The sequence below is a fragment of the Microbulbifer maximicatervae (SeqCode) genome (genome assembly GCF_052467305.1).
On sequence record NZ_CP174306.1, the window covers coordinates 1,300,144 to 1,311,823 of the forward strand.

General features: G+C 44.3%; 10 protein-coding genes. 4 read left to right on the forward strand and 6 right to left on the reverse strand.

All coding sequences use genetic code 11. The features are described from left to right. Nucleotides 1-8: 8 nt before the first annotated feature. Genes ACJJI4_RS06055 through ACJJI4_RS06065 form a run of 3 tightly spaced genes read left to right on the forward strand, consistent with a single transcriptional unit; the run spans nucleotide 9 to nucleotide 1,742 of the window. Entirely contained in the window at nucleotides 9-809 is an 801-nt protein-coding gene (locus ACJJI4_RS06055; RefSeq protein ID WP_444927406.1) for a DUF6249 domain-containing protein, read from the forward strand. Between the two features lie 11 nt (nucleotides 810-820). Continuing rightward, a complete protein-coding gene (locus tag ACJJI4_RS06060) occupies nucleotides 821-1,375 on the forward strand; it encodes an RNA polymerase sigma factor (protein ID WP_413665211.1) in 555 nt (184 codons plus the stop codon). After that, nucleotides 1,368-1,742, forward strand: a complete 375-nt coding sequence (locus ACJJI4_RS06065) for a hypothetical protein (RefSeq protein ID WP_282933382.1) — start codon at nucleotides 1,368-1,370, stop codon at nucleotides 1,740-1,742. The genes ACJJI4_RS06060 and ACJJI4_RS06065 overlap by 8 nt, the downstream gene beginning before the upstream one ends. 139 nt (nucleotides 1,743-1,881) lie before the next feature. Here ACJJI4_RS06065 and ACJJI4_RS06070 read toward each other — a convergent pair whose 3' ends face one another. From ACJJI4_RS06070 to ACJJI4_RS06085, 4 genes are all read right to left on the reverse strand, one after another. After that, nucleotides 1,882-2,937, reverse strand: coding sequence for an alpha/beta hydrolase (locus ACJJI4_RS06070; RefSeq protein ID WP_444927407.1), 1,056 nt, complete (start codon nucleotides 2,935-2,937; stop codon nucleotides 1,882-1,884). 338 nt (nucleotides 2,938-3,275) lie between these two features. Continuing rightward, a complete protein-coding gene (locus tag ACJJI4_RS06075; RefSeq protein ID WP_444927408.1) occupies nucleotides 3,276-4,160 on the reverse strand; it encodes an alpha/beta fold hydrolase in 885 nt (294 codons plus the stop codon). 205 nt (nucleotides 4,161-4,365) lie between these two features. After that, nucleotides 4,366-5,793, reverse strand: a complete 1,428-nt coding sequence (locus ACJJI4_RS06080) for an alpha-amylase family protein (RefSeq protein ID WP_444927409.1) — start codon at nucleotides 5,791-5,793, stop codon at nucleotides 4,366-4,368. A 180-nt stretch (nucleotides 5,794-5,973) separates the two neighbouring features. Beyond that, a complete protein-coding gene (locus tag ACJJI4_RS06085) occupies nucleotides 5,974-6,573 on the reverse strand; it encodes a glutathione S-transferase N-terminal domain-containing protein (RefSeq protein ID WP_444927410.1) in 600 nt (199 codons plus the stop codon). Nucleotides 6,574-6,984: 411 nt separating this feature from the next. Here ACJJI4_RS06085 and ACJJI4_RS06090 point away from each other — a divergent pair, with 411 nt between their 5' ends. After that, on the forward strand, nucleotides 6,985-8,349 hold the full coding sequence (locus ACJJI4_RS06090; protein WP_444895875.1) for an IS4 family transposase: 1,365 nt from the start codon (nucleotides 6,985-6,987) through the stop codon (nucleotides 8,347-8,349). An 885-nt stretch (nucleotides 8,350-9,234) separates the two neighbouring features. Here the strand turns inward: ACJJI4_RS06090 and ACJJI4_RS06095 are convergent. Together ACJJI4_RS06095 and ACJJI4_RS06100 are read right to left on the reverse strand one after the other, a co-directional pair. Beyond that, nucleotides 9,235-10,386: a serine hydrolase domain-containing protein gene (locus ACJJI4_RS06095; RefSeq protein WP_444927411.1), complete on the reverse strand. Its 1,152-nt coding sequence runs from the start codon at nucleotides 10,384-10,386 to the stop codon at nucleotides 9,235-9,237. Nucleotides 10,387-10,948: 562 nt separating this feature from the next. Continuing rightward, entirely contained in the window at nucleotides 10,949-11,674 is a 726-nt protein-coding gene (locus ACJJI4_RS06100; protein WP_444927412.1) for a hypothetical protein, read from the reverse strand. Between the last annotated feature and the right edge of the window lie 6 nt (nucleotides 11,675-11,680).

An 11,680-nucleotide genomic window follows, 5' to 3' on the forward strand; every position in this document is an offset into this window, starting at 1 on the left:
AGTAAGTAATGAGAGCGAGAAATAAACAATCATTCCAGGCAGTCATCTGCTGTTGGGTGGCCATTGCGGCATCCAGCATAAGCATGGGCAGCTGGGCCCAGGAGGAGGACTCATTTGTCCCAGAGCCCCCGCCGCCGCCAGGTGTGGAGGCCTCCGAATCTGAAACCCGCGTCCGTATATTGCGTGAAGATGGTGTTCTCACGATCAAATCCGAAGGAGAAAATGGTGAGAAAAGTGAAGTGCGGGTTGACTTGGGGCAGGACTTTGGCGGCCCCCTAAGCCAGGAAATTATTGAACGGCTGAAAAGCAAGGGCATTCTGGATGTAGACGGCAAGGTTACTGAAGATACCCTGAATAGCGTACCGGACAATGTCAGAATCAGGTTATCGGAGAGTCGTGACTACCGGGGCCGGGACAGGCACTGGGACCATCATGATTCACACCACTCTGGAAGTGATGACTCATCTGTAATCCCAATAGTAGCGCTGCTCTGTGTATTTGGCATGCCAGTATTTATTGTCTGGTTGGTAACGCGCAGCAGCTATCGCAAGAAACAACTGGTTATGAGCAATATCAACCAGATGGTTGCTGATGGTCGGGATGTGCCCCCGGAGCTAATTGATCTTTTGGATGAGAGAGAGCCAAATAGCTCCAGTGATCGCGGTATCACTCTGATCGCAATAGGCGCTGCAGTATTCCTCTCCCTCTCAGCTCTTGCAGGTATTGGAGTAGGCAGTCTTGGCTTGATCCCTCTGTTTATCGGTGTGGCTCGCTATGTGAACTGGAAGCTTGATAACAAGCAGGTGTAGGAAAGGCGAGTATGGACCTCAATGACGAGGAATTAATCAGGCGAGCCGTCAAAGACGGGGACCAGCGGGCATACGCCCAGCTGGTTCGTCGCTATCAATCTCAGCTGCGATACTCGCTCCGACAGCTGTGTGATGGTGACCAGGGTCTGGCAGACGATATGGCGCAGGAGGCCTTTATTAAGGCCTATAAGGCGTTGCCGGCGTTCAGGGGGGATGCCCGCTTCAGCACTTGGCTGTACCGTATCGCCTATAATCTTGTCATGAGCCACAAGCGTAAGAATATGCCCGATGTGGATCAAGAGGCAGTGGATAGGGCTCAGGCCGATGAGACTATTGAAGAATCTCGGCAGTTAGGGATGGCTAGGGACCTCACTGCCGCGATGGATACCCTGAGTGGCCCGCAGCGGCAAGCAATCCATCTGTGTATGCACAGGGGCTTTTCTCACGAGGAGGCGGCAAGTATTATGAAATTGCCGCTTGGTACGGTAAAATCCCATGTCAACCGTGCTCGGGCCAAGCTGCGTAGCTTGCTACAGCCCTGGCGTGAGGAGGTGGTAAATGGTTAACTTTGAACAGCGCAACACGAAAGGTAACGCCTTGAGTGAAATGGCTTTAGAGGGCAACGACCGGGAGTTTGACGCCTGGCTAAGTGAACAGCTCCAGTTCAATGAGCCCCATTTGGATAACGATGGTTTTTGTGACCGCGTGATGGCCGCGCTCCCTGCGCAGCCTAAACGCTCAAAGCGTCGTTCCAGTTATTCTCAGTACATCGCGGTAGCAGCTGCCTTAGGGATCATTGCCTGGCAGTTCCCTTTCAGTGAGGTAGTTGCCGAGATGGCCAAGCAATCCATTAGCTTGTATAGCTTGGTAGGTGTTGGACTTTTATCTTCTTTAGCGGTAATGACCGGTGGCATTTTCGCCGCACGCCGCTAACGAGAGCCTGCCTTTATGAAAGCCCGCGCCTAAATCATGATAGGGCGGGCAGCTTCCTTTTGTACTTTGCAAACTTTCCGATAAGTTTTAGTGGGCTCGCTTCACATTGAGAGTGTGTCTGGCCTTCGAGTGGATTTTGTCAGCCTTTGCAGCGAGCGTGCTCTTCAGCCTGGTTGCACATCTCTTTCAATATGGTTTCCCCCGCCTCTTCATAGCCATTGTTCAGCAGGTAGTCTGCTGTCTCAACTGTGGCATCGATCCCGGTGGAAATTTCTTTGATGGTGTATGCGATATGGAGTTTCAATTCGCTAGCAGCATTTTCAGAATCGGAAATGGCATGGTGGGCCATCAAGCGCTGCAGGGTATTGGTGGGAATAACTACTTTGAAGCCAAATTTATCTGATAAATTATGGTAGTGGTTTGTCAGTCCATCAAGCCCACTTACTTTAAGTTCGTAAGTAGGTTCCCACCCTGTAAAGGTGTGTTGAAGGGCAAATTGCATAGAGTGATGTTTGGTCGTTCTGTGGGATTGCTCTGGGAATTTCTGGAAGGTAAAGGTTGCACCCGGTACATTTGCGAGAGTTTGGCTCAACTTGTCAAATGGGACTTGCATATGATTCCCCTCGTTAGCGATGGTCACGGTCAGCGGGGAAAGCTCTTTGAGTTGTTTAGGTGCTAAATTGGAAACTCGCCCGGTTATATATTTATCCTCTAATGACGGGCTAAAAGCAAAGTACTGTGAAAATGATGCTTTGTCGTTTAGCCAGTAGTCCAGTACGAAGCGGCCAGAGTTGGAGTGCCCAGACAAAATACTAAAATCTGCGGTTCGATAGTTTTTATTGACATAGGGCACAACCTCGTTCGCTAGGAACTGAGAAAATGCTGTCGATTTACCTTGATCCGGGCGCAACTCCTTGCCCATTCCCTCTACACCAATCACGATAAAATTGGGCACTTGGCCTTCAAGTAAATCGACAGTAGACAAAGTAGAAAGCATGTCCCACTGAGCATGTAATACGTAGAGCACAGGATATTCTTTGTCATTATCCTTATATTGTTCGGGAAGTTTCACCAAGATGGTTCGGTTTTCACCAAGGAAATCTGATTTGATTTCCGTCTTTTGTGCGAGAATAAAATCTGAAGCATTTGCTATCAGCGAACAAACACTTATCAAGGCTAAAAATAGAACTCTCATTTTCCACTCTCCATGTAGGTATTATTTTAGGGTGTAACACTAAAGTTCGGGTTAAATTAACCAGCTAAAACTGGTTGAAGAAAGCTGCTTTTGCCTACTTGTCAGGTATTTTCAGTAGAGGGTACTCGTGTCGACGTGCGCCGATGTTTGTGCCGGAAGAAGTTGCCAATTTATTGTTATATGACTTAAATCTATTTATTGACCCTTTAGATGTCAAGTGCCTTGACTGGGAGATATGCCTTGTTGAGCGGGGGTAAGTCGAAGAAGTAGGGTCTGCAGACTTAAAGCTTAGGACAGGCTGAAGTCAGTCTGTCCTAAGTTTAACAAAATAGTGAATGCTACTTAGTTTCTATATTCTCCAGAAATTGATCGACCACTGCATTGAATTCATCGGGCCTCTCCCAAAACATCATATGCTTTCCCATATAAGCGGTAGTGGCGGAAGGGGTATTAGCTTTGATCCATTTGTCAGCCACTTCCTTAACTTCATTTCGTACCACATATAGCATGGGAACCTTCCCTTCAAGGCCGATAAGGTCTTTGCTGTAGTCGAGGTAAAAACCAGTAGCGTTGGTAATTGCGGCGACGCTGCTAGAGGTTTGATTGGCGATATTAGACACCCAGGCAATATTTTCTGCAGTGGGATTTTCAAGCATCCATTTGACGAACTCTGCAATCACATTTTCGCGATCCTCAATAATCCCCTCAGTGAATGAGCGCGAGTATCCGTCTGAATCATCATTCAGATACCAAACCCACTCGTCCCGGCTGGCCCCAGTGATATCCGGGCCGGTGTCAATCATAATCATGGCCTTGATGTTGTTGGAGCCAAACTGATTTAGGTAGGCCAGCTGCTCAGTTACGCCATAGGACCAGCCTGCGAGAATCACACTATCAAGGTCCAGCTTGTCAATCAGTACTGCCAAGTCACGTGCGTGTTGCTGATAGGTGTGGCCCTCAACAGGCTTGGATGACATGCCCTGGCCGCGAGGGTCATAAGCTAGCGCGCGATACTGGGTGGAGTCCTTGAAATGGGCAAGTTGATGCTCGAAAACCTTTGTAGACATCATCCAGCCGGGAATAAAGATGATTGTCGTATCGCCATTACCCGCTTGTTCGTAGTGGATAGTGAGAGAGTTGTCGATCTTAATTCTCTCTGCTGCCACATAAGTAGAAAAAATAGACAGGATGCTAAATAAAATTACCAGATGAAGAGTCTTCATGACGCAAATTAACCCAATAAAATTTCTATAACGTTATCAGAGGAAGTTCGTAGGCGAAGGGGCTTCGGCTACCAATATTCGCTTATGCCCACATTGTACCGTGGAATTACTGCTATTAGTTGTTGCTGCAATATTGCCGGCCATATAAGTTGCACAAACGTCCGTTTTATAGGGTTGATTGCTTAAAGCCAAAGCAGGTGGGAGCTTACGGTAGTTGGTTATGATTTTTCCCGCTTGGGTTGGTATAAAAATCTATATTGGGTGTGATTGCTCGGTATTTATCCAGAATTATCATAATGAAGAATAAAGGAATAAGTGACAGTACTGAGAAGTGTAGTGCAATGAATTTGGTCTCCTCTTGTATGGGCGTGGAGGAAAATATAATTACTTCGATAATAAGTAAGAAAATAAATAAAAAACACTTATTGAAATCTGATATTGAGTCAAATATTTTGGGCCCCAATATCCAATACTTCCAGGATTTGTGCGCAATAGCATCTAGTAAGTAATAGAGGCCGCAGGTAAAGCTAACCAACGTTGTAAGCAGTAGTTCAAATACCCAGGCGGGAGGCTTGCCTGGAGCGGGAGGCCAAGCATTCGTAACTCCAAATTCTGTAAAAGAGAGGATGGCAAAGAGACCGGTCGCCAGCAGTACAACTGGAAATCGAAAGACTAAAATTACCATACAGATTGCAGCAAAGGTCTCGAATACTCTCTGGGTTGGCATAAAGATCTCGGCGTGATCCGCTACCCAGGCCAAGGCTCCCCGATACCAATACGGTGTATTCCCGTATTCGACATAGGAGTTAATGAGACCTCGGTACCCTTCTACAGTAAACCAATTTAATAGCCCATCCTCAAAAACCTGAAAGACTAACATTACCCCGACGGTGAAGGTAAAAAGATCAATCCAGCGCCCTAATATCGGAGTTGAATCCTGTTTGGGGGGAGTATTTCGATACTTGTCTAAATACTTTGAAGCTATTGATAAAATGGCAATGGTAATGCTGGATAGGGCGCTTACAGTGAATACGTAATCGCCACCATTGCGTGACATGGTAAAGACCCCAAATAAGAGAGCTGATGCTACAAGAGTCGCACAGCCCCAGGTTAATAGGCTTACTCTCGGTGCTATCACCGCGCCTAAAAACCGAGAACGAAAATTGTATTGAGAGTCTTTATGGAGCTTGTAAATGCTAACTGCCAAGATTAAGGCAAATAACGCAGGTGACAAAAACTCGAAGTACCAGCTGTTTTCTCCCATGTAAGTCAACCCCCACAGCAAGATAAAGCCGAAAAACATGAGTGTTGCGCCCAAAACAATAAAAACACGCAATATCAAGAGGGTCCCAGCAAGCAATAGTGCTAGATGGAGTGTATAGGTCACAAAAGCTGAGTAGGGGATAAGGTGGCTGGCCAGTGATTTGACAAGTGCAGGTGTACCCTTAGTCTGTACAAGCTGATGTAATAAACTTGCGAAGACATCCGGTGCCATTTGCCCATTAAAAAAGCGCATGATAACTAACTGAATACAGGCTGCGCCTAAGAGGAGGCTGATAATGGCTAGCCAAGTAGTTTGAGATGTGGCGCTTCTTGCTTGCTCAGTACTTAAGTGTAGGCTGGATATAAGCATGTATCTTATCCGAGGCCCTTTAAGATTGATTGCCTTATTAGTGATTATGGCAAATTAGGTAAATAACTTACAAATTTTCGCCGTGTTGATGCTGTTGTAACTACAAGGCTGGCTACAGCCAACCTTGTAATCGATGAGTTGATAAGAAAGTTCCAAAGCGACATTTGGTGACAGCTTTAATTACGGGTTTCTCCACGCTGCTGCCAGGTCAATTGCTTGCTGCAAGATTGGCCACTCCAACAGACTTTGCTGGTATCTGGTAGCTTTCTCGCTTAATGAGATATTATAAACATATAGTCTATAAGCGAGTATTGCGTAAAATGCGTCTACAGCCCCAGCAGAGCCGAACATGAAGGGCAGTTTTGCTTTCGAGAAAATATCTTCAATCCTTTTTAACTCAGCCTGAATTCCAGGGTTCATATCCGGGGAGGAGTTGCTTTTATCTAGAGTGAAAGGGCAGTTGCTTCTTAAGGCGATGAAACCGGAGTGAAGTTCAGCACATAGGCTTCTTGATTGTGCTCGCTCAATATTTGATGAAGGGTACAAGATGCCTTTGGAGAGCTCATTAAAATACTCAGCGATTGCCAGTGAATCATGAATATAAGTATCTTCAAGCAACAACACAGGTACAAGTCCAGCTTGGGAATATTTAAGTACTTCGTTTTTGTAGTTAGGGCTGGAGAGGTCTATGGCTTTGATCTCAATGTCAAGGCCTGCGATTTGGGCGCATATCCAGACTCTTAAGGACCAGGTGGAATCAGTGCCTGTGATTAATTTCAAAATATGTACTCCTTTTTGGTGTTGCTGGAGAAAGTGGCAGGGTATTCAAGAGTATCTGAGAAGCTATATGTTGCCTCCCTTCGCGATATTTAGAAAAGAGTATACAGAATCTAGTGTTTAAACATTGTGCTGAGACTTTCATGCTGACTGAAAACTTAAGGGTGAATTTAGAGGTGGTATTAATTAGTCAGGTAGCTTCTTCAGTAGTTCAATAATGTTAGGTTTTTCATTTGTTTTTCTCATAAAATACCGGGGGTATACCTTGTTTAAGTCTGGACCTCTCAGCAGAAAAATAAATTCTTCGCCTAATGATGACCCCTAAGTTTTATACACAAGTTTTTTAAGTTTTATTATGTAAATCAATAAGTTACAGTTTAGCCCAGTAAGAACTACAGATTTGGCTGGATAATTATGCAGGACTGGGTCATGGACGAAGTAAAAAATCAGGTTATGGGTGATACACGCTTGAATAAGCGCTTGTCTAATATTCTCAGTAATTTAAGTTCAGACCCAAACAATAGCATTCCTTGTGCAAACAAAACTTGGGCAGAAACGTTTGCAGCTTATCGCTTTATAGAAAATGATAAAGTCAACTTTGACTCTATTATGAGCGGTCATAAATCGGCAACTCTTGAGAGAATCAAAGTGCAGCCTGTTGTTCTTATCCCACAAGATACTACCTTTCTAAATTTTGCCACTGACCTAGAAAGTAAAGAGATGGGAACACTTAGGCGTAAAGAGACCAACCAACAACTCTTGCACACCTCCATCGCGATAACACCATCCAGAGTTAATTTGGGTGTTGTTGAAGGTAGTATGTGGCAGAGAGATAAGGAATCAAGTTCTAATTCCCGCTATACCAAGTCGATAAAGGATAAGGAGAGTCGACGCTGGCTAGACCATTACGAAACGGCTTGTCAGATACAAGAGCACTGCCCTGAAAGCACAATTGTGAGTATTGCTGATAGAGAGGGTGATATTCATGAGTGGTTTCAGCTGGCTGAAGAGCAAAGTGAACAGCGGCGGGCGAGCTATATCGTTCGAGCTAAGGCCAATCGCACTTTAGAGCTCGATGGAGAAGAAACGGTTTTGCTTTGGGATCATATGAATGAGCAGAAATCTGTCGGTCTATACACGGTAGATATTCCCAAACGGAATGGAGAGCCTGGAAGAAAAGCCAAGGTCAACGTATCCACTACTGAGATACGGTTGCTAGGAAAAGGAAGATCTAAACGACCACTTTCTCTCTATGCTGTATTGGCTAAAGAATTAACCCCACCAGAGGGTGAAAAAGGCATTGAGTGGATGCTGTTAACTGATCTTCCAGTTGAAGACTTTAAGCAGGCGAGAGTTATCATTGAGTGGTATCGAAGCCGGTGGGAAATTGAAACCTATTTTCGGGTGGTAAAAGGCGGATGCCAGATAGAAAGTAATCGTTTTAGAACAGAGCAGCGAATGTTGAACTGTATTGCGATCTATATGATTATTGGATGGCGACTACATTCGATAACTACACAAGCAAGAAGTCTTCCTGATGAACCATGTACGAGTGCTTACTCTGAAAAAGAATGGCGCATGGTATGGATGATGCGAGATAAAAGTTCCCCACCGAATATACCTCCAAGCATGAGAGATATAACGCGTATGTTGGCAGGCCTAGGGGGATTTCTAGGACGTAAAGGTGATGGCGAACCAGGGGTTAAAACTGTTTGGCAGGGATATACCAAACTGCTCCATTATATTGAAGCAGCAGAGGCTTTAAATGGGCTTAAATGATGTGTATAAAACACAGTGATGACCCTTAGATATTACCGAGTTGATAGTGCCACATTTCCCAAAGTTCTACGTAAAATTCCGGGGGGACATGATCAAGGTTGCTTTTAATTACACCATTTGGCATCAATTTAACATGGAGCCTAATCTTATTCCCTGATAAAGGACTGGTTCTCCCATCTGGATTAAAGGTGATTTCTCCGTTTGAGGTGATCATATCTACCTTTTAAACCAAAACATGTAGAACGTGATCGGTGCTTTCTAGAAGCTGTTCCAGTGTTGCAGGCTCTATAGATGTTCCATTTGCATAGCTAGAAAATAGTAAAAAGAAAATCAGCTTTTTCATGAGTATTATCTATTTTTGTAGGTTATACCAGGCACAACATTGATTGCCTAGGGTGGAGCTTTTTAATGGCTGTTTTCGTCAGTAATGTTAGTATTTCTGTCTGGTTTCGATAGTTTTTCTATTCTAGTCAGAATATGGAGAGTCAATTCACAGGTCGCTACTTACTTGTGCCTTATTACTCAGCGGTAGTTCAATAATGGCCAATCACACCATTGTTTACAAGGGGGTATCTCTATATTTTGGTGTTAAATCCTTTTTGAATCGAATTTCGGTGTTTGCTAAATTTTAGCTGGCCCTCTAGTTGTAAATAGGGTTTTACTATGTGTCCGTATGGGTTGATAATTATTCTGGCTTATTCTGTTTAAGGATCTGAGGTGTGGTTTTCTAAAATTAATTTTCAGAATTGTTTATTTTAATATATTTAAAGGTGGGCGACTTTCTTTAATGCGGCTGCTATTTTCCACAAAATGTGGACGTCTATAGGGGGAGAGAGTGAGAAACTGCTGCGGACCTGAACAATCAAGCCCGCTTGCTCCAGTGAATCACTCAAATGGTTTCAAACGTTTTGTAAGGTGCTTGCGGATATCTTTCATCGACTTTTCCGCAGTCTTGTGCCCCGCATTTATCGCAATTAGAAAGATTATGTCATGCTTGGGCATGATACGCACATCAGTAAACCAATATCCATTACTGCCAGTATGTGCAAGAAGTGATAACTCAGAGTCGTACACTGCGCCCCACCCGAGAGCGTAATTGCCTGTCACCGGTGAATGTAACTTACGATAGGTTTCAGTCTTTAGCAATTTACCGCGACCATGTACGCCATTGAGTTGATCTTCTAAAAAAAGAGTCCAATCCTGGAGTGATATATTGATAGTTCCTGCGGGACCCATTACTTGTGGGTTATCACTATTTTTGTCGGCAGGATCTAGCGGGGTGAGCTTGCCCAGCCAGGATTTTTTATGGCCGCGTGGTTGATCTAATGTGGTCGAAGAGCCGGGAGCTGCAAAACCCGCATTCTTGATACCAAGTGGAGCAAAGATCTGCTCCTTGATGAGATCTTCCCAGGTCTTGTCTGTTTGAGCTTCGGCGATAGCCCCAGCGATGATAAAGCCGAGATTAGAATATTCAGCTGAGCCAGCCTCGGAGCTGGGAGGTATAGTGAGGTAATGGCGTGCGACTGCCATGCGTTGCGCTCGAATACTGTGTTCTGGCTCGATTACTTTCATTAATGTAGGAAGCTCATACCAGCTGGATAAAGGGGGTAGGCCGGCAGTATGACTGAGCAATTGTGTGATCGTAATATTACGGTAAGCGGGGTCTATATCTTTTGCAAAAGAGGGAAATGAGTCAGCTAGTGTATCCTCAAATTGTAATATGCCCTGCTCGACTAAGCGCGCTACCATTGTTGCTGTAATCGCTTTGGTGTTAGAACCTATGTGCCAGCGGTCATTGATAGTTACTATTTCATTATGGCCCTGTGCGCGAACTCCGTCTACCGCCATGGCAGCGATGTCGCCATCGATTTGAACTAGTACACCGACTGCTGGAAGGTTGTTGCTATCTCGGGCATTAGTAAGTATTTGTTCGAGAAACTCTTGTAACGAATCGTCGGCATGTGCGATAAAGGGTGACGTTAGAAGTGTGACTGCCAGGAGAATCCTTGGTAGAGTTTTATTAAATCCTATATGCATTTTAATAAGCCCGAATGAATATTTAAAGCAAGTGCTGGATCTGTGTTTATACAGATATTTTATGTCGATTGGTATACTCTGAGGCTTCGATGTAATGAAGGGTTTTGGTACATTGTTGCCAAGTGGTTGTTTTAAATATTGTTCGTAATTATTTTCAGGTAAGTGCTAGGGAAGGGTGTTTTGTGAGGTCTTTCTGTTCGAAGAATTATAGGTTATAACAGACACCTGATAATCGTATTGATCTGGACATCCTTTTTTCGATTTCAAGTTAACTTTGATATCTCTTTGTAATGATCTTTCCTTGCTTTAAGGCGTTGACTGGAATATATGCTAACAGTATTTTCTCAATACTCTTTCTTTTAGAATTTGATTCTTTAGTGTATGCGGCCTAGGAAGCCTATATTTATTATCTATTAGAAATGGTGTCATTGTGAGAGAAGCCCGTCAGCAATCGCGTAGGTGGTGATTGCTGACGAAAAATGAAAATTTGAGTCATGGCTGAGTTTATCATCTGGGATCAGATGCATGTTAAACATTAAAAAAGCAAGAGCTTTTGGGATTTCTAGATAGCAAGATTTCGAGCTCGAAAAATTCTGTCGCGAGGAACAAACTGAATGTGTAGCTCTCGAGAAACATTCGGTGCACTGATATGGGAATAATCTCCGGTAGCTGTAAATTTATACATTTGTAAGTTCCGTCCGGCAATATACCTTCCCAATCCCCAGTAACCCTGATAGTTAATGGCTTGATCATCGGGGATTTGGTTTGAAAGAGTGCTTATAGTACGAGCAACACGTCGGCCTCCAATCATGTTTCTTCCCATTCTTAACCCTGTGACATGCGCAGAACCTATAGGGATTATTCCGCCTGGGCGTCCGCCTATATTAAAGTGGTGAATAATTCTTCTTGCTATTCCCTTTTGACGTTTTTCTGAAGATTTCCACTCTCCATTTCCTCTCCATGAGTCCACACAGGCTATATCCCAACTTTTCCGAGAAGCTATATTGATTAATAGCGCTGATGTTTCAGTGTCAGTTACGCCACCCGCGAAATAGTCTTTTATCCTATTGGGGTAAGCGGAGAGAGTTCCTGCAGCTTTTATTTCATGCGGTGCTTCGACGAACAATGAGTGAGGCTGATCGCTATTATCAGCTATAGCTTCAGCTGCAAAGGAGAAACCGTGAGGTACATCATTGTGCGGCTCTTGGACAATCACTAGCCCTCCGGCTTGCAATGTGGCTCGAACATGAGCCTTTGCGTCTTGCAGGGTTATATTGTTTACTGGCATTTTATA

Excerpts from the sequence above, each read along its gene's own strand:
- ACJJI4_RS06055 (WP_444927406.1), top strand. The coding sequence starts at position 9 with ATGAGAGCGAGAAATAAACAATCATTCCAGGCAGTCATCTGCTGTTGG.
- ACJJI4_RS06060 (WP_413665211.1), top strand. The coding sequence starts at position 821 with ATGGACCTCAATGACGAGGAATTAATCAGGCGAGCCGTCAAAGACGGG.
- ACJJI4_RS06065 (WP_282933382.1), top strand. The coding sequence starts at position 1,368 with ATGGTTAACTTTGAACAGCGCAACACGAAAGGTAACGCCTTGAGTGAA.
- ACJJI4_RS06070 (WP_444927407.1), bottom strand. The coding sequence starts at position 2,937 with ATGAGAGTTCTATTTTTAGCCTTGATAAGTGTTTGTTCGCTGATAGCA.
- ACJJI4_RS06075 (WP_444927408.1), bottom strand. The coding sequence starts at position 4,160 with ATGAAGACTCTTCATCTGGTAATTTTATTTAGCATCCTGTCTATTTTT.
- ACJJI4_RS06080 (WP_444927409.1), bottom strand. The coding sequence starts at position 5,793 with ATGCTTATATCCAGCCTACACTTAAGTACTGAGCAAGCAAGAAGCGCC.
- ACJJI4_RS06090 (WP_444895875.1), top strand. The coding sequence starts at position 6,985 with ATGCAGGACTGGGTCATGGACGAAGTAAAAAATCAGGTTATGGGTGAT.
- ACJJI4_RS06095 (WP_444927411.1), bottom strand. The coding sequence starts at position 10,386 with ATGCATATAGGATTTAATAAAACTCTACCAAGGATTCTCCTGGCAGTC.
- ACJJI4_RS06100 (WP_444927412.1), bottom strand. The coding sequence starts at position 11,674 with ATGCCAGTAAACAATATAACCCTGCAAGACGCAAAGGCTCATGTTCGA.